Source organism: Streptomyces sp. NPDC127119, from assembly GCF_042677425.1.
In the GTDB taxonomy this organism is placed as follows: Bacteria; Actinomycetota; Actinomycetes; order Streptomycetales; family Streptomycetaceae; genus Streptomyces.
The window spans coordinates 37488-61924 of sequence record NZ_JBHXTO010000039.1; the positions used below are offsets into that span (position 1 = coordinate 37488).

Annotated in this window: 19 protein-coding genes; 6 read left to right on the forward strand and 13 right to left on the reverse strand. The window is 70.3% G+C overall.

What is annotated here, in order from left to right; translation table 11 throughout:
* Positions 1-18: 18 nt before the first annotated feature.
* Positions 19-2184: an IucA/IucC family protein gene (locus tag ACFVH5_RS19065; protein ID WP_385834824.1), complete on the reverse strand. Its 2166-nt coding sequence runs from the start codon at positions 2182-2184 to the stop codon at positions 19-21.
* A gap of 200 nt (positions 2185-2384) precedes the next feature.
* Entirely contained in the window at positions 2385-3878 is a 1494-nt protein-coding gene (locus tag ACFVH5_RS19070; protein WP_385834846.1) for a diaminobutyrate--2-oxoglutarate transaminase family protein, read from the reverse strand.
* 415 nt (positions 3879-4293) lie between these two features.
* Here ACFVH5_RS19070 and ACFVH5_RS19075 point away from each other — a divergent pair, with 415 nt between their 5' ends.
* Together ACFVH5_RS19075 and ACFVH5_RS19080 are read left to right on the forward strand one after the other, a co-directional pair.
* Positions 4294-5523: a trypsin-like serine peptidase gene (locus ACFVH5_RS19075; protein WP_384798704.1), complete on the forward strand. Its 1230-nt coding sequence runs from the start codon at positions 4294-4296 to the stop codon at positions 5521-5523.
* Between the two features lie 146 nt (positions 5524-5669).
* Complete coding sequence (locus ACFVH5_RS19080; RefSeq protein WP_385834825.1) at positions 5670-6869, forward strand: trypsin-like serine peptidase; 1200 nt, start codon at positions 5670-5672, stop codon at positions 6867-6869.
* 60 nt (positions 6870-6929) lie between these two features.
* Here the strand turns inward: ACFVH5_RS19080 and hflX are convergent, their stop codons facing one another.
* The 6 genes from hflX to miaA form a co-directional block, all read right to left on the reverse strand.
* The gene (hflX, locus tag ACFVH5_RS19085; RefSeq protein ID WP_384798710.1) at positions 6930-8423 is read right to left on the reverse strand and encodes a GTPase HflX; all 1494 of its coding nucleotides are present in this window, start codon (positions 8421-8423) and stop codon (positions 6930-6932) included.
* Positions 8424-8650: 227 nt separating this feature from the next.
* Complete coding sequence (locus tag ACFVH5_RS19090) at positions 8651-10186, reverse strand: M1 family metallopeptidase (protein WP_385834826.1); 1536 nt, start codon at positions 10184-10186, stop codon at positions 8651-8653.
* A gap of 392 nt (positions 10187-10578) precedes the next feature.
* Entirely contained in the window at positions 10579-12729 is a 2151-nt protein-coding gene (locus ACFVH5_RS19095; protein WP_385834827.1) for a RelA/SpoT family protein, read from the reverse strand.
* A 169-nt stretch (positions 12730-12898) separates the two neighbouring features.
* Positions 12899-13768, reverse strand: coding sequence for a diaminopimelate epimerase (gene dapF / locus ACFVH5_RS19100; protein ID WP_385834828.1), 870 nt, complete (start codon positions 13766-13768; stop codon positions 12899-12901).
* 133 nt (positions 13769-13901) lie between these two features.
* Positions 13902-14423 carry a hypothetical protein gene (locus ACFVH5_RS19105; protein ID WP_384798828.1) on the reverse strand — a complete coding sequence of 174 codons (522 nt, stop codon included), beginning with the start codon at positions 14421-14423 and terminating at the stop codon, positions 13902-13904.
* A 108-nt stretch (positions 14424-14531) separates the two neighbouring features.
* Positions 14532-15470: a tRNA (adenosine(37)-N6)-dimethylallyltransferase MiaA gene (gene miaA, locus ACFVH5_RS19110; RefSeq protein ID WP_385834830.1), complete on the reverse strand. Its 939-nt coding sequence runs from the start codon at positions 15468-15470 to the stop codon at positions 14532-14534.
* Positions 15471-15653: 183 nt separating this feature from the next.
* Here miaA and ACFVH5_RS19115 point away from each other — a divergent pair, with 183 nt between their 5' ends.
* A complete protein-coding gene (locus tag ACFVH5_RS19115; RefSeq protein WP_385834831.1) occupies positions 15654-16049 on the forward strand; it encodes a hypothetical protein in 396 nt (131 codons plus the stop codon).
* 444 nt (positions 16050-16493) lie between these two features.
* Here ACFVH5_RS19115 and ACFVH5_RS19120 read toward each other — a convergent pair whose 3' ends face one another.
* Genes ACFVH5_RS19120 through miaB form a run of 3 tightly spaced genes read right to left on the reverse strand, consistent with a single transcriptional unit; the run spans position 16494 to position 19112 of the window.
* Positions 16494-17252 carry a class III extradiol dioxygenase subunit B-like domain-containing protein gene (locus ACFVH5_RS19120; protein WP_385834832.1) on the reverse strand — a complete coding sequence of 253 codons (759 nt, stop codon included), beginning with the start codon at positions 17250-17252 and terminating at the stop codon, positions 16494-16496.
* Between the two features lie 34 nt (positions 17253-17286).
* A complete protein-coding gene (locus ACFVH5_RS19125) occupies positions 17287-17556 on the reverse strand; it encodes a hypothetical protein (protein ID WP_210889269.1) in 270 nt (89 codons plus the stop codon).
* A gap of 35 nt (positions 17557-17591) precedes the next feature.
* A complete protein-coding gene (gene miaB, locus ACFVH5_RS19130; protein ID WP_385834833.1) occupies positions 17592-19112 on the reverse strand; it encodes a tRNA (N6-isopentenyl adenosine(37)-C2)-methylthiotransferase MiaB in 1521 nt (506 codons plus the stop codon).
* Between the two features lie 134 nt (positions 19113-19246).
* On the opposite strand from miaB, the gene ACFVH5_RS19135 reads away from it, so the two are divergent.
* On the forward strand, positions 19247-20242 hold the full coding sequence (locus ACFVH5_RS19135) for a TAXI family TRAP transporter solute-binding subunit (RefSeq protein ID WP_385834835.1): 996 nt from the start codon (positions 19247-19249) through the stop codon (positions 20240-20242).
* 90 nt (positions 20243-20332) lie between these two features.
* Here the strand turns inward: ACFVH5_RS19135 and ACFVH5_RS19140 are convergent, their stop codons facing one another.
* Positions 20333-21739: an ATP-binding protein gene (locus ACFVH5_RS19140; protein WP_384798738.1), complete on the reverse strand. Its 1407-nt coding sequence runs from the start codon at positions 21737-21739 to the stop codon at positions 20333-20335.
* 9 nt (positions 21740-21748) lie between these two features.
* Complete coding sequence (locus ACFVH5_RS19145) at positions 21749-22435, reverse strand: response regulator transcription factor (RefSeq protein ID WP_384798741.1); 687 nt, start codon at positions 22433-22435, stop codon at positions 21749-21751.
* 302 nt (positions 22436-22737) lie between these two features.
* Between ACFVH5_RS19145 and ACFVH5_RS19150 the strand changes: the two genes are divergently transcribed.
* A complete protein-coding gene (locus ACFVH5_RS19150) occupies positions 22738-23514 on the forward strand; it encodes an amino acid ABC transporter ATP-binding protein (RefSeq protein WP_384798744.1) in 777 nt (258 codons plus the stop codon).
* 58 nt (positions 23515-23572) lie between these two features.
* Positions 23573-24418 (forward strand): glutamate ABC transporter substrate-binding protein, encoded by an 846-nt coding sequence (locus ACFVH5_RS19155; RefSeq protein WP_385834836.1) that lies wholly within the window; start codon positions 23573-23575, stop codon positions 24416-24418.
* The last annotated feature ends 19 nt before the right edge of the window (positions 24419-24437 follow it).

A 24437-nucleotide genomic window follows, 5' to 3' on the forward strand; every position in this document is an offset into this window, starting at 1 on the left:
CGGGGTGGGGCATGTTCCTCAGGAATGAAGGGGGTTGGCGATGGTGACGTAGACGGACTGGGTGTCGACCGGGCCGACGAGTTCGTCGAGGCCGTGCAGCCGGGTCAGCAGGTTGGCCTTGCAGCGCAGGACAGGAGAGTCGAGCAGGAGGGAGGGCAGGGTTGTTCGCAGCAGGCGGGCCGGGCCGGAGGCGACGCTGGTGAGGAAGCGGCGGAAGGCGGCCAGCAACAGACGTTCGTCAGCGAGGCGTTGTGAGCCGAAGGCGCCGATGAGGCCGAGCACGTTGTTGATGGCGAGGTAGTAGGCGAACCGTTCGTCGGTGACCGCGTCGGAGACGAAGGTGTCGCTGTGCTCGCCGATGCCGGGCAGTCGCTTGTCCAGTTCCGCGCGCCGGGACTCGCGGAAGTAATAGCCCTGGTTGTCGCGGTAGCGGCCACCCCTGGGCCAGCCTTCCGGGTCCAGCAGGAGCAGGGTGTTCTGCTGGTGTGCCTCCAGCGCGATGCCGGCTTCGCTGTCCAGCCAGAGGACAGGGCGCACGACATGTTCGAGGTAGCGCAGGAACCACTCCGCGGCGACGGCTCCACGCGGCCGGCCCGTGCGGCCGGCGAGCCGCGTGACGATCTCGGTGAGCCGTGACCGGGTCGCGGACCGGGGCTGCTCCGGGTGCCGCTGTCCGGTGGACGTGCTGCCGGGCCTGGGCGAGACGAGCCCGGCGATGCAGGAGACATCGTCGGTCGGCGTGAACGGGTTGTGGCGGATCATCACGTCGAGGCCGGTCACCGGGGTGCCGTCGGGTTCGTTCACCGCGAGCCACGCGGGGTCGCGCACGATGTCGAAGCCCGGGTGGGTCGCCTGCCACTGTTCGGCGAGGCCGGCGCGCAGCAGGCGGTGGACCTCGACCCCGCGGTGGAACTCCTTGCGGAGGTTCTCCCGGCGGGAGTTGGTGATGCGCAGGCCCAGCGACAGCTTCAGCATCGCGGGGGCGCCGGAGCGGTAGAGGGTGCGGACGGAGGAGGTGGGGTGCCACGGGGCGCCGTGGGGGCCGAGGTCCCGGAGCAGTCCGGCTGCCAGGAGTTTCGCGGTCTCCGGGCGTCGGTGGACTTCTCGGAGCTGCCAGGGGTGCATCGGCAGCACGGCGTAGCCCTCGGGCAGTTGCAGTCCGGCACCGGCAAGCCGGGAGGTGAGCTGTTCCGCGGGTACGGGTCGGCCCCTCTCGGTCCACGCCGAGTCGGTGGCGAGCACGGAGGGGGCGACGGCCATCCAGTGCAGGGCGAAGGAGCCCCGCAACTCCGGCGAGTAGAGCCGGTTCTCGGCGACGGTGAGGCCTTCGCGGCTCTTCGGGGTGGGGTGGAGCGGGTGGCCGAGCAGTAGTGACTGCTCGGCGGAGAGGAAGAGGTCGGAGCCGTCCGCGGGGTTCTCCCTGCGATCCGTGATGAACACGACGGTCCGCCGCAGGGAGTCCGCGACCCGGCCGACCAGGTCACCGTCGTCGACCGAGGCGCGGAACCCGGCGGCTGCCGCGGAAGCGACGTAGGTGCCCGCTTCGGCAGCGGTCGCACCCGGTGCGGCGGGCGGCGTCGCGGCGGACGTGTGCGGGTGCGGGTGCGCCGAGGCGGACTCGGCGGACGCTGTCGGGACCCCGTGCGTCGCGGTTTCGTGCGCCGGAGCCCCGTGTGTCCCGGCCCCGTGCGCCTCGGTTCCGCGCGCGGCCGTCCCGTGCGTCGGGGCCCCATGCCCCGGAACCTCGTGCGTCGGGGTTTCGCGGCCCAGTAGCGCCGCGAGCGTGACCGCGTCGGTGGGAGGGGCCTGGTCCGGGGCGCTGGCGAGGTGAGGAGGGCCCAGTCGGTGCCACCCCGTGGGGGACCAGTACTGGACCGGGACGACCAGGGCCGTACCACTGGCAGGGAGGGGGATGCGCAGGGCGCCGTCGCCAGGAGCGGGGAGGTCGTGCTCGCGTACCCAGCAGCGCAGCAGGTTCTCCACGGCCGCGGCCTGGGCGGCCGTGTGCGGGTCGGGGTGTTCCAGCAGGTCGGTGGTGGCGCCGTACAGTCCTTCGGACGTCCTGGCCCCTCCCTTCTGCCGGGGGACCGAGTCGGTCCCCGGCCCGAGCGGGACCTGCTGCGGGCGGCAGGCTGCTCGCTCGTGGGGCTGGGGGCGTCCGTCGGATGCGGGCGTGGCGTTCAAAAGGGTTCCTTGGAGGTGGTTCAGGCTCGTACGGCGACGAGCCGGGGCTGTTCCGGCACGGGTGACACCTGTGCGTTTCCTGGTCGGGAAGGGGAGATGGAGGGCGTCGCCCGGTAGCCCTGGCGGTTGTCGCCAAGGTCATCAGCGGAGAGGCTCTCGCCTCCCGGTGCCGGGCCCGGATCCCCCATAGGTCCGCCGCCCTACCCTGCGTGCTCGGTCTGTACGGCCTGTTCGGTGCGCGCGGCCGGCAGCTTCCGGGCGCCCGTGGCACCTCGGTCGGTGGGCGCCTTCGCCACTTCGGCGACCGCGTCAGCGAGCCGGTCCAGTACCGCGGTCGCCTGCTCGTCGGTGATCGTGAGGGGTGGGAGCAGGCGCACCACGCCGGCGTGCCGGCCGCCCAGTTCCACGATCAGTCCGCGTCGCAGGCACTCCCGCTGGACGGCGGCGGCCAGGTCGGGCGTGGCGGGAGGAGGCCCACCGGGGGGCGCGGACGGCTTCTCGGGGTCCACGAACTCGACGCCGATCATCAGTCCTCTGCCCCGCACCTCCCCGACGCAACTGAAGTCGGACTGCAGAGCGCGGAGTTGGCCGATCATGCGGTCGCCCAGGGCGGCGGCGCGCTCGGCTAGTCCGTTCTCGCGGACGTACGCGAGGGTCGCGGCGCCCGCCGCCATGGCGAGTTGGTTGCCGCGGAACGTGCCGGCGTGGGCGCCCGGTTCCCATACGTCGAGGTCGTCGCGGTAGACGACGACGGCCAGCGGCAGGCTGCCGCCGATGGCCTTGGACATGACCATCACGTCGGGGGTGACGCCGCTGTGCTCGACCGCCCAGAAGGTGCCGGTCCGGCCGACCCCCGTCTGCACCTCGTCGGCGATCAGTGGAATGGAGCGCGCCGCGGTGATCTCCCGTATCCGCCGCATCCAGTCGTCGCGGGCCGGGATCACTCCGCCCTCGCCCTGCACCGGTTCGAGGATCATGCCCGCGGGGCTCGCCACCCCGGATTTCGTGTCGTCGAGGAGGGACTGCGTCCAGCGGGCGGCGAGTTCGGCCCCTTGCTCGCCTCCGACGCCGAACGGGCAGCGGTAGTCCTGCGGGTAGGGCAGGCGGGTGACGCGTACGTCCGGGGCGCCTCCGGATGCTGCGAGCGCCCCCTCCGTCATCCCGTGATAGGCGCCCGTGAAGGCGAGGATCCCGTGGCGTCCGGTCGCCGTGCGGACCAGTTTCAGCGCCGCCTCCACGGCGTCCGTGCCCGCGGGGCCGCAGAACTGCACCCGCGCGCGGTCGGCGAGACCGGGCGGCAGTGTGCGGAACAGCTCGGTGGTGAAGGCGTCCTTGACGGGTGTGGCCAGGTCCAGGACGTGCAGCGGGGCTCCCGAGTCGAGGACCTTGCGGATGGCCTCCAGGACGACCGGGTGGTTGTGGCCGAGGGCGAGTGTGCCCGCGCCCGAGAGGCAGTCGAGATAGCGGCTCCCGTCGGCGCCCTCGATGGTCAGCCCGCGCGCCCGTACGGGGACGATCGGCAGGGCGCGCGCGTAGGTGCGCGCCGCCGACTCGCGCGCCGACTGCCGCCGCAGAATGCCTTCTTGCGCCGCGCACGCCGTCGCGTTCTCGTGCGCCGTGCGTACGGTCGCGGTTTCGTACGCCGTGCGCGCCGTCGCGTTCTCCTGAATGGGCGCCCCAGCCCCCTCGTGCATCGCGCGCGCCCCCGCCGCTTCCTGTGCCGCGGGCGCCGCCTCGGGCGCGGACTCCGTCACCGCCACGTCTGCCGTCCTCCCGCTGTTCACGCCGTCCGTGCCACGCTGTGCGGAGGCGAGTTGCCGGACCGCCCGATGGGGCGGCAGGGGAATGAACGCAGCCGGAACGTCCCCCGTACGTACCAACGACGAGGAGCGCGCGGGGCAACGGCGGACCTAAGATCCTTGCCGTGACGGAACCGTTGCGGGTCCGTCGGAAGTCCCCCACAGCAACGGCATAGTCTGTGGTGCCGTTCGGCGATCCTCGCTGATCAGCACCCACGGTCACGTCGGGTACGTACGGGTCCCCGGATCCGTACGAAGTCTCATGTGGCAGCACAGAGTTGTTCGTTCACCTCCAGGGGGAGTTCACACCATGCGACCGATACGCCCGCTCTTCGCCGCCCTTCGAGGGAGGAGCCCGCGCCGCAGAATCTCCCCCGTGCTGGCGGCGGTTGGCATGGCCACCGCGCTGGCTCTGACCACGACCGCCTGCGACGCCGGGAACGACGCCGACGCGGCTGCCGAGACGTCCGCAGCCGCGGCCGGTGACGGCAAGATCCAGATCCCGGACGACATCAAGGACAGGCTCAAAGAGCACGGCATCGACATCGACAAGTGGAAGGGCGGTGAGTGGAAGAACTGGGACAAGGACGACTGGCTGCGCGAGGCCGGCGACTACATCAACCCGGTCATCGCGGACCTGTGGGACCCGGACCGTATGCGCGAGGCCGAGGACCCGGACCAGGGCAAGGGTGTCGACGAGAACGACCTCTCGGGTGACCAGGGCGTGACCGACCCCGAGCCGGCGCCGGTGGAGGCGCAGGCCGTTCCGGCGGCGTACCACGAGAACGTGCCCGAGGCAGGCAAGGTCTTCTTCGACTCCCCCGAGGGCACGATGGTCTGCTCGGCGACCGTGGTCGAGGACCCGGCCCACCCGGGCAAGTCCAACCTCGTGTGGACGGCCGGCCACTGCGTGCACGCGGGCGCGAAGGGCGGCTGGTACCGCAACATCGCCTTTGTTCCCTCCTACAACGACAGCGCCATGTCGGCGGCCGAGAGCGCGAACGCCACCAAGGAGCAGGTCGCTCCGTACGGCGTCTGGTGGGGCAACTGGGCGCAGACCTCGGACCAGTGGATCGAGCAGGGCGGCCCGACGGGCGGCGAGGGTGCCTCGTACGACTTCGCCGTCATCCATGTGACGCCGGAGAAGGGTGGAGACGGCAAGTCCCTGGAGGAGACCGTTGGTTCGGCGCTCCCGGTCGACTTCAACGCTCCGGCCGTGTCCGAGGTCGGGGACATCACCGCGACCGGTTACCCGGCGGCGAAGCCGTTCGACGGCGAGACCATGTACCAGTGCACGGACAAGCCGGGCCGGCTCTCGCTCGTCAAGTCCAACCCGACGATGTACCGCATCGGGTGCACCATGACCGGCGGTTCCTCGGGCGGCGGCTGGGTCGCGACGGGCTCGGACGGCGAGCCCGCGCTGGTCTCCAACACCTCGATCGGCCCGGTGACAGCGGGCTGGCTGGCGGGTCCGCACCTGGGCACGGAGGCCAAGGGGATCTACGACGCGGTGAGCAAGAAGTACGCGGCACAGCGGTAGCGGCACGGGGACGGACGGCGGCAGGGTGGGCCTCACGGAAACACGCACCGCCCGGTCGCCGTCCGTCCTCGAAGCCACAGCTGGCCGATCCGCATGTGCTCGACCCGCAGGTCGGAAATACACGTTCTATCGGGGGTAACAACACCATGCGTTCCACACGTCCGTCCTTCGCGGAACGTCGCGGGCGGGGCCGCTTCCTCGCCGCCGCCGGACTCGCCGCGGCCCTGGCCCTCACCGGTACCGCCTGCGACTCGGGGGACGACAAGGCCGCCGACAAGCCGGCCGCCCAGGGTTCCGAGTCCTCCGGTTCCGACAAGATCGAAATTCCGGCCGACATCGCCGACAGGCTCAAGGAGCACGGCATCGATGTCGACGACTGGAAGGACGGCGAGTGGAAGAACTGGGACAAGGACAAGTGGCTCAGTGAGGCCCAGGACTTCGTCAACCCGGTGATCGAGGGTCTCTGGAAGCCCGAGCGGATGACATCCGCCGAGGACCCGGAGAAGACGATCTCCACGAAGGACGCGGCGGCCGAGCAGGGCGTCAGCGACCCGGCGCCCGCCCCGGTCACGGCGACGCGCGAGAAGACGCCGTACCACGAGAACGCCGCGCCGGTCGGGAAGGTCTTCTTCGACTCCCCCGAGGGCTCGATGGTCTGCTCCGGCACGGTCGTCACGGATCCGCGCAACCCCGGTAAGTCCAACCTCGTGTGGACCGCGGGCCACTGCGTGCACGCCGGCGGTGGCGGCGGCTGGTACCGCAACATCGCCTTCGTGCCCGCCTACAACGACCTCGGCAAGTCCGAGGCCCAGTTGGGCAACGCCACGCAGCAGGAGATCGCCCCGTACGGCCAGTTCTGGGCGGACTGGGCCTCGACCTCCGACGAGTGGATCGAGGGCGGCTCCGAATCGGGCGGATCGGGCGCCCCGTACGACTACGCGGTGCTGCACGTGAAGCCTGAAACCGGCTCCAAGTCACTTGAGGAGACCGTCGGCAACGCGCTGGACGTCGACTTCTCCACGCCCGTCGCACGGAACGCGGGCGCGATGGGGGCCTGGGGCTACCCGGCAGCGGCACCCTTCGACGGTCTGATCATGCACAAGTGCGTCGACCGGCCCGGCCGGCTCTCGCTCAACCCGGGGCTGCCGACCATGTACCGCATCGGGTGCACGATGACCGGTGGTTCGTCCGGCGGCGGCTGGTTCCGCGTGGTCGACGGCAAGACCGTGCTCGTCTCGAACACGTCGATCGGCCCGTCCGACAGCACCTGGCTGGCCGGTCCGCAGCTGGGCAAGGGCGCCAAGGCCATCTACGACAACATGAGCAAGGAGTACGGCGCCAAGTAGGCGACGACCAGAAGGCCCGCCCCTGCGAGAGGGGCGGGCCTTCTGCTGTGTCTCCGTGGATCAGGCCGCCGGAGCCGGCACGTACGGTGCGAGCTCCGCCGCCAGTTCCTCGTGGACCCGCGCCTTCAGCAGGGTGCCCTCCGGGGTGTGCTCCTCGGAGAGGACCTCGCCGTCGGCATGGGCGCGCGCCACCAGCCGGCCGAGCGTGTAGGGCACGAGGGCCTCCAGCTCGACCGAGGGGTGCGGCAGCTCGACGTCGATGAGCGCGAGCAGCTCCGCGATGCCCTGGCCCGTACGGGCCGAGACCGCGATGGAGCGCTTCTCGTTGCGCATCAGCCGCTGGAGCACCAGCGGGTCGGCCGCGTCCGCCTTGTTGATCACCACGATCTCGGGCACCTTGGTGGCGCCCACGTCACGGACGACCTCACGCACGGCGGCGAGCTGCTCCTCCGGCGCCGGGTGCGAACCGTCCACCACGTGCAGGATCAGGTCGGAGTCGCCGACCTCCTCCATCGTGGAGCGGAACGCCTCGACGAGGTGGTGCGGCAGATGCCGTACGAAGCCGACGGTGTCCGCCAGCGTGTACAACCGTCCGCTCGGGGTCTCGGCCCGGCGCACGGTCGGGTCGAGGGTCGCGAACAGTGAGTTCTCGACGAGTACGCCCGCGCCCGTGAGGCGGTTGAGCAGGGAGGACTTGCCCGCGTTGGTGTAACCGGCGATCGCAACCGAGGGCACCTTGTTCCGGCGGCGCTCCTGGCGCTTGATGTCGCGGCCGGTCTTCATGTCCGCGATCTCCCGGCGCATCTTCGCCATCTTCTCGCGGATACGACGCCGGTCGGTCTCGATCTTGGTCTCACCGGGACCACGGGTGGCGAGGCCACCTCCCGAGCCGCCGCCCATCTGACGGGACAGCGACTGACCCCAGCCACGGAGCCTCGGCAGCATGTACTGCATCTGCGCCAGAGCGACCTGCGCCTTGCCCTCACGGGACTTGGCGTGCTGGGCGAAGATGTCGAGGATCAGGGCCGTCCGGTCGATGACCTTGACCTTGACGACGTCTTCGAGGTGGATGAGCTGGCCCGGAGACAGTTCACCGTCGCAGATGACGGTGTCCGCGCCGGTTTCGAGCACGATGTCCCGCAGCTCGTTGGCCTTGCCGGAACCGATGTACGTGGCCGCGTCCGGCTTGTCCCGGCGCTGGATGACCCCGTCGAGCACGAGCGCTCCCGCGGTCTCCGCGAGGGCGGCCAGCTCGGCCAGTGAGTTGTCCGCGTCGGTCGCGGTCCCCGAGGTCCACACACCGACGAGCACCACGCGCTCCAGACGGAGCTGTCGGTACTCGACCTCGGTGACGTCCTCAAGCTCGGTGGAGAGGCCCGCGACGCGGCGCAGGGCCGCACGCTCGGAGCGGTCGAACTGGTCGCCGTCCCGCTCTCCGTCGATCTCATGGCTCCAGGCGACGTCCTCTTCCATCAGGGCATCGGCCCGAAGACCGTCGGGGTGGTTCTGCGCAACGCTCTGTGTGTCCTGGGAAGGGGAAGAAGAGGAGGTCATTGGGTCCTTACGTCGATGGGGATACCGGGGTGACGGACTCCTCGCCCGTCACCAGCTCAACGCCCGGGGCCGCCGGGAGATTCCCGCCCGGGGCCACGGGGCCGCGCCGCCGACCTGAAGTGTCGCCGACGTGAAGATGTTCGCACGGCACGCCCCGTCTCGTCACTCCAATTCCCGGGGGTTACGGGGCACGCCGTGCGGGAATCACCGGGCGCGCCGCGCCGGGGTCACCCCGCGCGCTTGGCGGCCTTCTCGGCGGGCGCCGCGCTCTTCCACTCCGGGTGTCCGGGCATGGGCGGGGTCTTCTCCGCGTAGAGCCACGCCTTGAAGAAGCCGCTCAGATCGCGGTCCGCGATGCCCGTGGCCAGACGCTCGAAGTCCGCGGTGTCGGCGACACCGTCGTGGTGGGTGCTCACCCAGGTGCGCTCCAGCTGCTCGAAGGCCGGGCGGCCGATCTCCTCGCGCAGCGCGTACAGGACGAGGGCGCTGCCGTCGTAGACGTTCGGGCGGAAGATGCTGAGCTTCTCGCCGGGCTCGGCCTCCTTCGGGGCGGCGGGCGGCCCGCCGGCCCTGCGCCAGGTGTCGGACGACCGGTAGGCGGCCTTCATCCGGGCCTCCATGGGCCGGTCCGCCTTCTCCTCGGCGAAGAGGGCCTCGTACCAGGTGGCGTGTCCTTCGTTGAGCCACAGGTCGGACCAGGTGCGCGGGGAGACGCTGTCACCGAACCACTGGTGGGCCAGTTCGTGCACCATGATCGACTCGACGTACCACTTCGGGTACTCGGACCGGGCGAAGAGTTCCCGCTCGAAGAGGGAGAGCGTCTGTGTCTCCAGTTCGAAACCGGTACGTGCCTCGGCGATGAGCAACCCGTACGTCTCGAAGGGGTAATCGCCGACCTTCCCCTGCATCCAGGCGATCTGGTCGGGGGTCTTCTTGAGCCACGGCTCCAGGAGCTCGCGGTCCTTGGTGGGGACCACATCGCGTACGGGGAGGCCGTCGGGGCCGTTTCGGCGCACTACGGAGGAGCGGCCGATGGACACCTGGGCCAGCTCGGTGGCCATGGGGTGTTCGGTGCGGTAGGTCCAGGTGGTGCCCGCGGCCCGGCGGGTCGCCCCTACGGGGAGTCCGTTGGCGACGGCCGTGTAACCGTCGGGGACGGTGACCCGGATGCTGAACATCGCCTTGTCCGAAGGATGGTCGTTGCCGGGGAAGACGCGGTGTCCGGCGTCGGCCTGGTTGGCCATCGCCAGACCGTCCTTCGTCTGCACCCAGCCGCTCTGCTGGTCCTTCGTGGAGACCGGGTCGCTGTCGTGGTGCACGGTGACACGCATCGGGATGCCGGGCGGCAGCGTTTCAACTGGCGTGACGACCAGGTCCTCGCCGACGCTGCGGAACTCCGCGGGCTCGCCGTCGACCTCGACGGATCGCACTGTTCCGTGCGAGTAGTCAAGATTGAACTGTTCCAGCCATTCCGTCGTTCGGGCCTCGATGACAGTGACGGCCGGCAGCGGCTTGGTGTTGCTTCCGGAGTAGGTGAACGCCAGGTCGTACGCGGTGACGTCGTACCCGGGGTTGCCCAGGTGGGGAAAGAGACGGTCGCCGATACCGAGCGGTGACGGTGCGGGGGCGCTCGCGGCGATGAGGCAGACGGAGGCGGCGGAGGCGAGCAGCGCGGTACTGAACCGGCGCTGCCGTCGCTGTCGGGGGGCCGTGGGGGCCGGCGTCCCGGCGCTGTGGGGGGTGGTGGTGCGGGTGCGCAGCATGGACCACGGCTATCAGCGCGCCGGTGGCCCGCAATGCCGACTCGCACCGAAGCCACCCGAACGGCCGCGCTCACGTCCCCTGGGGGAGTCTCTGGTGCCCGGCACCGGCGAGCGGGGGCATGCCGTTTTGCCTCCAGGTTTGGCTGCAGAGGCGCGGAGGGACCCGGAAGACGGCGCGGTCTCTCGTCTTCAGGGGCGCGGGGGCAGGCGCAGTCGTTGACCTTCAGGGCCGCGGGCAACGGCGCGGCCTTTCGCCTTCAGGGCCGCGGGCAACGGCGCAATCTTTTTGCTTTTAGGGGCACGGGGAACTGCGCGACCAGCCACGACGCACCCGCACCCTGCGACCCGACCGCCCGCGCAGGGCAGGCGCCGTAAAAGCCCGCGACGGCCGGCTACGAAGCCGCCGACTGGTGATGCGCCCGGCTGACATCGAAGACGCCAGGAACGTTCCGCATCGCCCGCATGAGGGCGGGAAGATGCGCGGCATCAGGAAGCTGCAGCGTGTACGTATGGCGTACGCGCTGCTGACTGGGCGGTTCGACGGTCGCCGAGACGATGGCAACGCCCTCCAGGGCGATCGCTTCGGTGAGGTCGGCGAGCAGATGGGGCCGCCCGAAGGATTCCGCGAAGAGCGTGACCCGGCACTCACTGCTGTCACCCCAGCGCACCTCGACCTCCGCGCGCCCCACACTCTTCATGCGCTCCACCGCGGCGCACTCCACGCGGTGCACGGTCACCACTCCCCCGCGCACGGAGAACCCGGTGATCCCGTCGGGCGGTACGGGCGTACAGCAGCCCGCGAGACGTACGGTCGCGCCGGGCCGGTCGGCGACGACGTCCGCGGCGGCCGGGCGCGCGGCGGGCCCGTCAGCGGCCGGGCGGCGGGTCTCGGCGGGGGCTTCGGACGGTGCGGCGGACGCCGGGTGCGCGGCCAGCCAGCGGGTGATGGCGATGCGCGCGACGGGCGTGTGCGCGTGCTCCAGCCACTCCCTGGAGGGCTCCGAGGCAGCGTCCTGGCCCATGAGCAGTTGAACGGTGTCGCCGTCGCTCAGAACCGTGCTCAGCCTCGCCAGGCGGCCGTTGACGCGTACGCCGATGCAGGCGTGCGCGTCCTCCCCGTACTGGGCGTAGGCGGCGTCCACACAGCTGGCGCCCGCGGGCAGTCCGAGTGTGCCTCCGTCGGGACGGAAGACCGTGATCTCCCGGTCCTGCGCAAGGTCCTCGCGGAGCGTGGACCAGAACGTGTCGGGGTCCGGCGCGGCCTCCTGCCAGTCGAGGAGACGGGACAGCCAGCCGGGTCGGGTGGGGTCGGCACGCTCGCCGTCGGCGGCGCGGGAGCCGTCCCCGTAGGCCTGCTCCTCCGCGGAATCCACGGAGTCCGCAGGAGAGGCGTAGGGATTGCCGAGCGCGATGACGCCGGCCTCGGCGACCTTGTGCATCTGGTGCGTACGGATGAGGACTTCGGCGACCTGTCCGTCGGGACGGGCCACGGCCGTGTGCAGCGACTGGTACAGGTTGAACTTGGGAACGGCGATGAAGTCCTTGAACTCCGAGACCACCGGGGTGAGACAGGTGTGCAGTTCGCCGAGGACCCCGTAACAGTCGGCGTCCTCGTTCACGAGGACCAGCAGGCGGCCGAAGTCGGCGCCGCGCAGCTCGCCGCGTTTGCGTGAGACGCGGTGCACGGACACGAAGTGCCGTGGCCGGATGAGGACTTCGGCCTGCAGGCCGGCCTCGCGCAGGACTCCGCGCACCTCTTCGGCGATCTCGGCGAGGGGGTCGTCGGTGCGCGAGGAGTTCTTGACGATGAGTTCGCGGGTGTGGGCGTACTCCTCGGGGCGCAGGATCGCGAAGACCAGGTCCTCAAGCTCGGTCTTGAGCGCCTGGACGCCCAGGCGTTCGGCGAGCGGGATGAGGACGTCACTGGTGACCTTGGCGATGCGTTCCTGCTTCTCGGGCCGCATGACTCCGAGGGTGCGCATGTTGTGCAGCCGGTCGGCGAGTTTGATCGACATCACGCGGACGTCGCTGCCGGTGGCGACGAGCATCTTGCGGAACGTCTCGGGCTCGGCGGCCGCTCCGTAGTCGACCTTTTCCAGCTTCGTCACGCCGTCGACGAGATAGCGGACCTCCTCGCCGAACTCGGCGCGCACCTGATCGAGCGTCACTTCCGTGTCCTCGACGGTGTCGTGGAGCAGGGAGGCGGTCAACGTCGTGGTCTCCGCGCCCAGTTCGGCGAGGATCAGCGTCACGGCGAGCGGGTGCGTGATGTACGGCTCGCCGCTCTTGCGCATCTGGCCGCGGTGCGAGGACTCGGCGAGGACATAAGCGCGGCGCAGCGGGTCGAGGTCGGCGTCGGGGTGGTGGGCCCGGTGGGCCTCGACCACATGGCCGATCGCGTCGGGCAGCCGGTCGCGGCCCGCGGGCCCCAGCAGGGCGGCCCGGCCCAGGCGCCGCAGATCGATCCGGGGGCGGCCCCGCCTGCGCTGTACCGCGGGCGTGATGGGGCCGGGCGTCGCGGGGTTCGTGGCCTCCGCACTCATGGGCACCTCCGGCTGCGTTGACCGGCGGACGGGGCGCCCCATGGCGTACGCGGCTCTGGGGATGGCGTCGTTCCCCCGTCCGGGCCGGTCCTTGATGCTACCGAGCCCACCACGCCCGACTGACCGCCTCTAGCCGAGCGTGAAACGGATCACCCATTCGAGCGAAGGTTCAGGGGGTCGTGTTTTCGAGCCATTCGGTGTCGATCTCACCCTCTGCGACGATCACCGCGGGCCCGGTCATCTCGATCTCGCCGTCGGGTCGCTCGGTGATCACGAGCCGGCCGCCGGGCACGTCGACGGCGTATGTGGCCGGGGTGCCGGTCACCGCGGGGTCGACGCCGTCCCTGCGTGCGGCGGCGACGGCCACGGCGCACGCGCCCGTGCCGCACGAGCGGGTCTCTCCCGAGCCCCGCTCATGGACACGCAGAGCAACGTGATGAAGGCCACGGTCGACGACGAACTCGACGTTCACGCCGTCCGGGTACGCGGACAGTGGGCTGAACGGCGGTGGGGCGTACAGATGTCCGGCGTGGTCGAGGTCCTCCACGAAGGCGACGGCGTGGGGGTTTCCCATGTTCACGTTGCGGGCGGGCCAGCTGCGGTCTCCGACGGTCACGGTGACGTCGCCCTCGGGGAGGACCGCCTTGCCCATGCCGACGGTGATGTCGCCCTCCTTGGCGAGGTGCACGGTCTTCACGCCCGCGCGCGTGGCGACCGCGATGTCACCTTCCGCCACATGTCCGGCGCGCTGGAGGTAGCGCGCGAACACACGCACTCCGTTGCCGCACATCTCCGCGATCGAGCCGTCGCCGTTGCGGTAGTCCATGAACCATTCCGCTTCCGCCGCCATCGAGCGCGCCTCGGGGTGCGCGGCGGACCGTACGACGTGCAGCAGGCCGTCCCCGCCGATGCCCGCGCGGCGGTCGCACAGGGCCGCGGCGGTGGCCGGGGGCAGGTCGATGGTGTTCTCGGGATCCGGGACGATCACGAAGTCGTTCTCGGTCCCGTGCCCCTTGAGGAAGGCGATCCGCGTGCTCATTCCTCGATCGTAAGGGGTCGGTACGACAGCCCGGCATGTCTGCCGGCCGCGGCAGCCCTGCCGACCGGGCCGACCGACGACAGCGCGGGCGCAACGCCCTGCCACGACGGGCCAGGAGGATTCCCTGAGCGCCTCAGCGCAGGCGGGCCACGCGCCACACCGCGAGCACCACGACCGCGGCGACGAGGACGGCGTACGCGATCGCGACGCGCCAGTCGGGGCGGCGGCCGGAACCGCGCTGCGGCACGCCGGGCCACGTGTAACCCACGCGGCGGGCGGCCATCATCCCCCAGCCCGCGGCGCAGGAGCAGAGCAGCAGGCCGAGCATGGCGATCATGGCTCCGCTGTCGCCGAAGTCGAAGGCCAGCGGGAAGGCGAACATCAGGGAGCCGAGAGCGGCGAGGCTCACGATGGGAGCGAGCTGCCAGATGCGCATGCGGCGCTGCGGGCGCAGCTCCACCTCGACCTCGGGCCCCGGGTACATCTCGTCGGGCTCGGGACCGTCCGCGGTCACACCGCCGATGATCTCGTCGGGGCCGTCCGGGCTCAGCCGGTCCCCGTCGGGGTCCTGCTGGTCCTGTGCGGTGTCGTGCACCCCGCCTGTGACGGTGTCCTGCTCCGCGCCTGGTGCGGTGTCACGAGGGCCGGCCTCCATCGCCACGCGCCCTCCCCACTCGGACTCCACTTGGTCGATCGAAGCTCGATGATGGCACGGTCGCAGAGGCCCGGATGACGGCCGGAGCGTCCCGATGCCAGGACGTGATCAGGCTGTGACCGGTCGTTCGACCAACGCCAGCGCAAGCTGCGGAAGTTCTGTGAGATCCGCTGCGGCCCCACTGAGCCAATGCACCCGCGGATCGCGTCTGAACCAGGAATCCTGACGGCGCGCGAAGCGCTTGGTGGCACGTACGGTCTCGGCCCGCGCCTCGTCGTCGGTGCACTCCCCGGAGAGCGCCGTGAGCATCTGCTGGTAGCCGAGCGCGCGCGACGCCGTACGCCCCTCACGCAACCCTTGCGCCTCCAGTGCGCGCACTTCCTCACCGAGGCCGCCCTCCCACATGCGGTCCACGCGGCGGGCGATGCGCTCGTCGAGTTCGGGGCGCGCCACGTCGACACCGATCTGCAGGGTGTCGTAGACGGAGTCGTGGCCCGGAAGGTTGGCGGTGAAGGGCCTGCCGGTGATCTCGATGACTTCGAGGGCCCGGACGATACGGCGGCCGTTGCTCGGCAGGATCGCGTGGGCGGCCTCGGGGTCGGCGACGGCCAGCCGGGCGTGCAGGGCGCCGGAGCCCCGGAGGGTGAGCTCCTCCTCCAGACGGGCCCGTACCTCGGGATCCGTACCGGGGAATTGGAGGTTGTCGACGGCACCCCGGACGTACAGGCCGGAGCCGCCGACGAGGATCGGCCAGCGGCCCTCCGCGAGCAGCGCGTCGATGCGGATGCGCGCGAGCCGCTGGTACTCGGCGACGCTCGCCGTCACCGTCACGTCCCAGATGTCCAACAGGTGGTGGGGAACACCGCCGCGCTCCTCGGGCGTCAGCTTGGCGGTGCCGATGTCCATCCCCCGGTAGAGCTGCATCGAGTCTGCGTTGACGACCTCACCGCCGAGGCGCTGGGCGAGATGGACGCCAAGATCGGACTTACCGGCCGCGGTGGGACCTACGACGGCGATGACCCGCGGAGCGGGAGCTGCTCTACTCACCGTCACAGTCTCGCAAACCTCGGGCCCACTTCTCGAACGAGCTACGTGACGGCACGGGGCCGGGGTCGTTGCCTGTTGCGAGGTTCCAGCCGCCGGTTTCGAGGACCGGTGACCCCGGGCGACGCAATGGGACGCACCGGGCGACGCGGAATTTCGCCCACACGAGCAGGGTATGGAGACGAAATGGGTGTTTTTGCATGGCTTCTTCGCAAAGAGAGGTCTGAATCCCAAGGGTCTGAGGAGGCGTCGGCCGCCGAGGCGCAGACGGACGGTCTGAAGGCCGGATCCGAGACGGAGAAGCAGACGGAAGCGGGGGCTGAACCGGTTTCGGCCGACGCGGAGGCCGCGGCCGGCGAGTCCGATGCCGACGCCGCTCCCGTCGAGCCGGGCGCCGAGGTCGAGGCCGCTTCTTCGAGCGCGTCCGCGACCGCGACCACGTCCGTGGCGGCTGGTGCGGCTGGTGCGGCTGCGGAGTCCGCCGAGAGCGGCGAGGCCGCGGTGGAGGCCGTCGAGATCCCCAAGCAGCAGTCCGCCGAGAAGGCGGCCGACAGCGAGGTCGGCGAGAACGCCCGTCAGTGACAGCGTGACGCCTTCGTCGCGCGCGTGAGGCTCACGCTCGGCGTTCGGCGCGACCACACTTCGGCGGACGGCCTCGGAGCGATCGTGGCTCCGGGGCGTCCGCCGTGTTCGCACGGACGCGGGGCGCTTCGGGTTGTGCCGGCCGTGCGGGCCGCGAAGGGCGTTTTTCGACTGCGGGTGCACTGTGGCTGAGCGCGCGGTTCCCCGCGCCCCCGAGGGGCCCGGCAGGGGCGGGGCTGGCAGGCGCTCGGCGCGATCGCCCCTAACCCCGTCCCCAGCCCAGCCCTGCCCTCTGATCCCTCGCGCAGTCTTTCGCTTTCAGGGGCGCGGGGAACTGCGCGAGCAACCCCCACCGGCCTGCAGATTCAATGGGCGGGCGGACCCCAGGGGCGCGGGGAACTGCGCAATCTTTTGACTTCGCACCCGCACCCGCACCCCGTGACGCTACGACCAGGTCGCGACCATGTAGCCGACACCGTAGGGGGCGTCCTCGTACAGCAGGGTGCCGTTCAGGGCCGCGTCCTGGGCCGCGCCCGCCAGTACCTGCCAGGGGGCCCGGCCCGACGCCTTCAGTTCGTGTGCCAGCTCCGCGTCCAGGGACTTCAGGGCGGCCACGTCGGCCGTTCCCAGCGCACGCGCGATCTCCGCGTCGAAGCCGGCCGCCCGCTCGTCCAGGTAGCCGGGCGCCTTGAGCGTGCGGCACGCGCTGGAGTCGCCCATCACCAGCAGTGCCACTCTCCCGGGCCCGGCGGCGATCTGCTGCCCGACCTGGATACACCGCTCGGCGGCCAGTGGTTCCCCCACGCCGATGCCCTCGACGGGAGCACCGGACCAGTCCGTACGGCCGAGCAGCCAGGCGGCGACCGCCAGGGAGCCCGGCAGCACACGTCCGACGGCCACGGCGGAGGGCTCGGCCGGGCTCTCGGACGCCCCGGTTCCGTTCAGGCTCCCGTTCCCGCCGAGCCGCACGTCGAGGTCGACACCGAAGCCGCGGAACGAACCGTGCGAACCCTCCGGATGCGGCCCGCGCCCGCTCTCCTCGGCGGGTCCGACGACCACCAGCCGGTCCGGGCGGGCGGCGGCCAGTACCCCCAGGGCGTCCGTGCAGGCGGCACGTGCGGCGTCGAGTTCGGGCGCGGCCCCCGCGGCCACGTCGGGCACGAGCAGGGGCGGACAGGGGCACACGGCGGCGGCGACAAGCATGATCGGCAGCGTAACCCCGCGCGGCGGCCGGGTGTCAGTCCTCGATCAGCACGTCGGTGAGGTCGATGAGGGTGAGCACGAGGACGACCAGTTTGCCGTCGCTGATCACGTACTCGACGAACAGGTTGCGCGACAGCGCGATCTCGCGCGTCGCCTCGTCGCCGCGGACGGAATGGGAGAGCTTGTGCCGCGGCTCGGTCACCAGTATGGCCAGGCCGCGCTCCAGCACGTCGCGCCGGTCGGCGGGCAGGCTGTCACGTACCTGGGCGGCCTCTTCGGTGAACGCAACTCTGTAGGGCAACACGTGATGCTCCTTCCCACCCGTAATGTGCCAGGCCGTCAGTCCAGGCCGCAACCACTGCCCGTGGCCACCGGCAGCGGCTCCGGGACGCCGATCTGCGGCAGGCCCAGCATGACGCCGACCGGCTTCGCGGCCCCGTCGGTGTTGCGCTTCTCCCAGGCGTCCCCCGCGCGCGTGCGGCGCACGTCCAGCGTGGCTCCCTCGGCGAGGAGGTGGTGCGGGGCCGCGTACGTGATCTCCACGGTGACGACGTCCCCGGGGCGGACCTCGGTGTCGGGCTTGGTGAAGTGCACCAGGCGGTTGTCGGGGGCGCGGCCGGAGAGGCGGTGCGTGGCGCCGTCCTTGCGGCCCTCGCCCTCGGCGACCATCAGCTCCAGCGTGCGGCCGACCTGCTTCTTGTTCTCGTCCCAGGAGATCTCCTCCTGGAGGGCCGACAGGCGCATGTAGCGCTCCTGCACGACCTCCTTGGGGATCTGCCCCTCCATGGTGGCCGCCGGGGTTCCGGGGCGCTTGGAGTACTGGAACGTGAACGCCTGCGCGAAGCGGGCCTCGCGGACCGCGTGGAGGGTCTGCTCGAAGTCCTCCTCGGTCTCGCCGGGGAAGCCCACGATGATGTCGGTGGTGATCGCGGCGTGCGGGATCGAGGCACGGACCTTGTCGATGATCCCGAGGAACCGGTCCTGCCGGTACGAGCGGCGCATCGCCTTCAGGACGGTGTCCGAACCGGACTGCATCGGCATGTGGAGCTGCGGCATGACGTTCGGGGTCTCGGCCATCGCGGCGATCACGTCGTCCGTGAAGTCGCGCGGGTGCGGCGAGGTGAAACGCACCCGCTCCAGGCCGTCGATCTTCCCGCAGGCCCGCAGGAGCTTGCTGAAGGCCTGCCGGTCGCCGATGTCGGAGCCGTAGGCGTTCACGTTCTGCCCGAGCAGGGTGATCTCGGAGACGCCTTCACCGACGAGGGCCTCGATCTCGGCGAGGATGTCGCCGGTCCTGCGGTCCTTCTCCTTGCCGCGCAGCGCCGGGACGATGCAGAACGTGCACGTGTTGTTGCAGCCGACGGAGATGGACACCCAGGCCGCGTACGCGCTCTCGCGGCGGGTCGGCAGCGTCGACGGGAACGCCTCCAGCGACTCGGCGATCTCCACCTGCGCCTCTTCCTGGACGCGGGCGCGCTCCAGGAGGACGGGGAGTTTGCCGATGTTGTGCGTCCCGAAGACGACGTCCACCCAGGGCGCCCTCTTCACGATGGTGTCGCGGTCCTTCTGGGCGAGACAGCCACCGACGGCGATCTGCATGCCGGGCCGCTTCGTCTTCATCGGCGCGAGCCTGCCGAGGTTCCCGTAGAGACGGTTGTCGGCGTTCTCCCGCACCGCGCAGGTGTTGAAGACGACGACGTCGGCGTCACCGTCGGAGCCTTCAGGAGCGCGTACGTAACCGGCGCCCTCCAGCAGCCCGGACAGCCGCTCGGAGTCGTGGACGTTCATCTGACATCCGTAAGTGCGCACTTCATACGTTCTGGTCAGGTCCACTGCCCGGCTCCGGTCACTGCTGCTCATGTGACAAGGGTAGGTGGTGCCCGGAGTGCACCCCGCCCCATGGGTCCCGCGTGCGCCCCACCTCAGGGAGCCCCGCGTGCGCTCCGTAGGCACCGCCCTGGTCATCCGGGCCGGTGAGCTGGCAGGATCGCGGCATGTTCCAGGCGCTCTCCCCCCTCGGCCGACGCCGGGCCCTACAGGGTTCGGTCGCCGCCTTCGTGGCCTTCGGGCTGCTCCTGTGGTGGCTGCTGCCGCTGGGCGAGAGCTCGCCGGGCGGAAAGGTCGTCTTCAGCACGGGGACACGGACCGGCGTGTACCAGCTGTACGGAAACCTGCTGCAGGACGCGCTCGCCAAGGACATGCCGCGCCTGGAGGTCGACCTGGAACAGAGCGAGGGCTCCCAGGAGAACGTGGAACGGGTGGCGACCGGAAAGGCCGACTTCACCATCGCGGCGGCCGACGCGGTCGAGAAGTACAAGAACAGCGGCAAACCCGGCGCGGACCAGCTGCGCGGCTGCGCGCGGCTGTACGACGACTACGTGCACGTGGTCGTTCCCCAGGACTCCCCGGTGGACTCCATCGCAGACCTGAAGGGCAAGAGGGTGGCGATGGGGCAGGCGGGCTCCGGGGTGCTCCTGATCGCGGAGCACGTGCTGGCGGCGGCCGACCTCGCGCCGAAGGACGTCAAGCCGGTGTACGCCGGAATCTCGAAGATGCCGGAGATGCTGGAGACGAAGAAGATCGACGCGTTCTTCTGGTCCGGCGGACTGCCGACCGGTGCCGTGAGCGAGCTCTCCAAGCGGTTCGACATCAAGCTGGTCCCGATCCCGGCCGACCTGGTCGCGAAACTGCACAAGCCGGGCGCGGGGTCCAGCTACTACCGGTCGGCCCTCATGCCGGCGGACACCTATCACGGGGACCGCAACAATGTCGCGGTACCGACGGTGGCCGTGGCGAACCTGCTGGTGACGCGTGCCGGGACGGACGCGACGCTCACCGAGGGAATGACCAGGACAGTGATCAACAGCCGCGACCGCATCGGCAAACGGGTACACGCCGCACAGCGTGTGGACCTGAGGACCGCCATCTACACCGACCCTCTGGACCTGCACGAGGGCGCACAGCGCTACTACCGCTCGAACAAGCCGTAGCCGCCTGACCGGGGACGGCTCCTGGGCGCCCCGCCCCCGGCCCGCTGGAGCCGGCCCTCTGGAGGCCCCCTGAGGCCCCTGTACGCCCGCTCAGGCCCCGAGCATCGTCCGGGGGACCGTCACGGTCACCTTCAGGCCGTGCGGCTCGTGGTGGGCGTACGCGATGGAGCCGCCGCCCGCGGAGAGCAGCGCCCGGGAGATCGACAGGCCGAGTCCTGAACCCTTGATGTTCTGGTGGCCCGCGCTGCGCCAGAAGCGGTCGCCGACGCGGGCCAGGTCCTCGTCGCTCAGACCGGGTCCGTGGTCGGTGACGACGATCGTCGAGACCTCGCCGTTCGAGGCCACCGCGACCTCGACGGACTCCCCCTCGGGCGTGAACTTCAGCGCGTTGTCGATGACCGCGTCCAGGGCACTGGACAGGGCGACGGCATCGACCCAGGCGGTCGTTGCCGGGCACGTCCCGACGAGCGTCACGCCCTTGTCGTCGGCGACCGGCGACCAGGACGCCACACGTTCCGCGGTGAGCTCACCGATGTCGGTGAGCCGCAGGTCAGCATCGGCGTGCTCGGCGAGAGCGAGGTCCAGGAGGTCGTCCAGGACGTGGGCCAGGCGCTTGCCCTCCGTACGGACGGCAGCGATCTCCTCGTTGCCCTCGGGCAGTTCCAGCGCGAGCAGTTCGATGCGCAGCAGCAGGGCCGACAGAGGGTTGCGCAGCTGGTGCGAGGCGTCGGCGACGAAGGCGCGCTGCTGCTCCAGTACCTCCTGGACGTTGTCGGCCATCTCGTTGAAGGACCGGGCCAGCCGCCGAAGCTCCGGCGGTCCGCCGGCGGCGGCGACCCGGGACTTCAGGCGGCCCGTCGCGATGTCGTGGGTGGTGGCGTCGAGGACGCGCACGGGCCGCAGCACCCAGCCGGTCAGCCGCAGCGCGGCGCCGAGGGCGAGGAGCATCGCGCCGATCTCGCCGGCGCCGATGACGAGCCAGCCGTGCAGGATCCTGGACCGCATCTGTCCGGTGGGCGAGTCGGTGACCACGACCGCGACGACGTCACCGTCCCGGATGACGGGGGACGCCACGACGAGACGGTCCCGCTGCCACGGCCAGACCTGCTCCGGGTCATGGCTGCGGCGGCTCTGGAGCGCTTCGTCGAAGGCCGCGCGGATCTCGCCCTTCCTGGGGATGGTCCAGTCCTCGGGCGCGTTGGCCATGATGTCGTCGTCGCGGTAGAAGACGCCCGCGTTGATCCCGTACAGCCGCTGGTACGTGCCGAGTTCCTGCCGGAGCGTCTCGCCGCGCTGTTCGGTGGCGCTGACCCGTGAGCCCTCCGGGCGGTCGGCCACGAACTGTGCCAGGGACGCGAAGCGTGCCGTGTCGTCGATGCGGTCGACGACCACCTTCTGCTGCTGGGCGGCCGCCAGGCTCGCGGCGAGGGGTATGCCCAGGGCGAGCAGGATGGCCGCCATCAGGACGATGAGCAGCGGAAGAAGGCGTGTGCGCACCGGGGCCCGCTACGCGGCGGGCGCGACGAGCCGGTAGCCGACGCCGCGCACGGTCTCGATCAGGGCCGGCATGCGCAGCTTGGAACGCAGTGACGCGACATGCACCTCCAGGGTGCGGCCGGTCCCCTCCCAGCTGGTACGCCAGACCTCGCTGATGATCTGCTCCCTCCGGAACACCACTCCGGGCCGCTGGGCGAGAAGTGCCAGCAGGTCGAACTCCTTGCGGGTCAGTTGGACGACCGAACCGTCGACGCTGACCTGCCGGGTGGGCAGCTCGATGCGTACGGGTCCGAGGTGCAGCGCGTCGTCACCGGGGGTCGCCGCGTCGTCGGGAACGGTGCGCCGGGCGACGGCGTGGATACGGGCGAGGAGTTCCCCGGTGTCGTAGGGCTTCACCACGTAGTCGTCGGCACCGAGGTTGAGCCCGTGGATCCGGGAGCGTACGTCCGCGCGCGCGGTGACCATGATGACGGGCGTGCTGGTCCGCTTGCGGATCTTGCCGCAGACCTCGTATCCGTCCTGGTCGGGCAGGCCGAGGTCGAGGAGCACCACTCCGAAGCCGTTGCCCTCCGGGACGAGGGCCTGGAGGGCCTCCTCGCCGCTGCGGGCGTGGGTGACGGCGAAGCCGTGGCGGGCGAGGACCGCGGACAGAGCGGCTGCTACGTGGTTGTCGTCCTCGACGAGGAGCAGTCTCATTACGGCCCCCTTCAGTTCATCGTTCGTACGTTCACTGTGGATAGACATGCGTTCTCGGTGGTCGGTGACGGCCACGCGCGCGTGTCCCCTGGCAGTCAGGCCGATGGACGCGGACGGCGTCAAGCATGTTCGGGGCGCGGCCCGCATCCGTTACGCAGCCGGTACGCGCCCGAAGCGGCCTTCACGAAGAGTGTCCGTTCGCCGCCGGATCGTTATGCTCAATTTCCCCTCAGATGTAATGACGCTGATCGTGCGGCGTTACTACTGTCCTCCGCAACCGAGGAGGACGGAGCTAGAGGCCGATGACCGAAGTATCGGTGACCAAGGACGCCCTGCCCGCGACCGATGATCTGGTCGTACTGAAGAACGTGAACAAGCACTTCGGTGCGTTGCATGTACTTCAGGACATCGATCTGACCATCGCCCGCGGTGAGGTTGTCGTGGTCATCGGACCCTCCGGGTCCGGAAAGTCCACCCTGTGTCGCGCGATCAATCGCCTGGAGTCGATCGAGTCGGGATCGATCACGATCGACGGAAAGCCCCTGCCCGAGGAGGGCAAGGCACTCGCCCGCCTGCGTGCAGACGTCGGCATGGTCTTCCAGTCGTTCAATCTGTTCGCGCACAAGACAGTGCTCGAAAACGTGATGCTGGGCCAGATCAAGGTTCGTAAGGCGGACAAGAAGGACGCCGAGGAGAAGGCCCGCGGTCTGCTCGACCGGGTGGGTGTGTCCGCCCAGGCCGACAAGTACCCCGCGCAGCTCTCCGGCGGGCAGCAGCAGCGTGTCGCGATCGCCCGAGCGCTGGCGATGGGCCCCAAGGTCATGCTCTTCGACGAGCCGACGTCGGCTCTCGACCCAGAGATGATCAACGAGGTCCTGGAAGTCATGCAGCAGCTCGCGCGTGACGGAATGACGATGGTCGTAGTCACCCACGAGATGGGATTCGCCCGTTCGGCGGCCAACCGCGTCGTCTTCATGGCGGACGGACGCATCGTCGAAGAGGCTGTGCCGGACCAGTTCTTCAGCAACCCGCGCAGCGACCGGGCGAAGGACTTTCTGTCGAAGATCCTGCACCACTGACGACCTACGGCACCCGCACGCCGGATCGCACTTCTTCACCACTCAAAGGATGTTCACCATGAAGCTCCGCAGGGTCACCGCCGCCTCGGCCGCCGTCCTCGCACTCGCTGTCGCCGCCACCGCGTGCGGTTCCGACGACAAGGACGACAGCAGCAGCTCCTCCTCCGGGGGTGGCAACAAGAAGATCACCGTCGGCATCAAGTTCGACCAGCCCGGCATCGGCCAGAAGACGCCGGACGGCTACACGGGCTTCGACGTGGATGTCGCGACGTACGTGGCCAAGCAGCTCGGCTACAGCGAGGACCAGATCCAGTGGAAGGAAGCGAAGAGCGCCGACCGCGAGACCATGCTCCAGCGTGGTGACGTCGACTTCATCGCCGCCTCCTACTCGATCAACGACGAGCGCGCCGCGAAGGTCGACTTCGCCGGCCCGTACCTCCTCGCCCACCAGGACATTCTGGTCCGCGCCGACGAGAAGGACATCAAGTCGCCGGAGGACCTCAACAGCAAGAAGCTGTGTTCGGTCACCGGCTCGACCTCGGCGCAGAACGTCAAGGACAAGCTCGCCCCGAAGGCCCAGCTGCAGCAGTACCCGACGTACTCCGCGTGTCTGACCGGTCTGCAGAGCGGCGCCATCGACGCGCTGACCACGGACGACTCGATCCTCGCGGGTTACGCCTCGCAGTCGAACTTCAAGGGCAAGTTCAAGCTCGGCGGCTTCAAGATGACCAACGAGAACTACGGCATCGGCGTCAAGAAGGGCAGCGACCTCAAGGCGAAGATCGACACCGCCCTGGAGAAGATGGTCTCCGACAAGTCGTGGGACAAGGCCGTCGAGGCCAACTTCGGTCCGGCCGGCTACAAGAACGAGCCCGCCCCGAAGATCGGCAACGTCGTCAAGTAAAGCGGGATCCGACCTGACC

Coding starts and splice junctions, on each gene's coding strand:
- ACFVH5_RS19135 (WP_385834835.1), top strand. CDS start 19,247: ATGTTCCAGGCGCTCTCCCCCCTCGGCCGACGCCGGGCCCTACAGGGT.
- ACFVH5_RS19095 (WP_385834827.1), bottom strand. CDS start 12,729: ATGAGTGCGGAGGCCACGAACCCCGCGACGCCCGGCCCCATCACGCCC.
- miaB (WP_385834833.1), bottom strand. CDS start 19,112: ATGAGCAGCAGTGACCGGAGCCGGGCAGTGGACCTGACCAGAACGTAT.
- hflX (WP_384798710.1), bottom strand. CDS start 8,423: ATGACCTCCTCTTCTTCCCCTTCCCAGGACACACAGAGCGTTGCGCAG.
- ACFVH5_RS19075 (WP_384798704.1), top strand. CDS start 4,294: ATGCGACCGATACGCCCGCTCTTCGCCGCCCTTCGAGGGAGGAGCCCG.
- ACFVH5_RS19070 (WP_385834846.1), bottom strand. CDS start 3,878: ATGCACGAGGGGGCTGGGGCGCCCATTCAGGAGAACGCGACGGCGCGC.
- ACFVH5_RS19080 (WP_385834825.1), top strand. CDS start 5,670: ATGCGTTCCACACGTCCGTCCTTCGCGGAACGTCGCGGGCGGGGCCGC.
- ACFVH5_RS19105 (WP_384798828.1), bottom strand. CDS start 14,423: ATGGAGGCCGGCCCTCGTGACACCGCACCAGGCGCGGAGCAGGACACC.
- ACFVH5_RS19120 (WP_385834832.1), bottom strand. CDS start 17,252: ATGCTTGTCGCCGCCGCCGTGTGCCCCTGTCCGCCCCTGCTCGTGCCC.
- dapF (WP_385834828.1), bottom strand. CDS start 13,768: ATGAGCACGCGGATCGCCTTCCTCAAGGGGCACGGGACCGAGAACGAC.
- ACFVH5_RS19150 (WP_384798744.1), top strand. CDS start 22,738: ATGACCGAAGTATCGGTGACCAAGGACGCCCTGCCCGCGACCGATGAT.
- ACFVH5_RS19145 (WP_384798741.1), bottom strand. CDS start 22,435: ATGAGACTGCTCCTCGTCGAGGACGACAACCACGTAGCAGCCGCTCTG.
- ACFVH5_RS19155 (WP_385834836.1), top strand. CDS start 23,573: ATGAAGCTCCGCAGGGTCACCGCCGCCTCGGCCGCCGTCCTCGCACTC.
- ACFVH5_RS19090 (WP_385834826.1), bottom strand. CDS start 10,186: ATGCTGCGCACCCGCACCACCACCCCCCACAGCGCCGGGACGCCGGCC.
- ACFVH5_RS19115 (WP_385834831.1), top strand. CDS start 15,654: ATGGGTGTTTTTGCATGGCTTCTTCGCAAAGAGAGGTCTGAATCCCAA.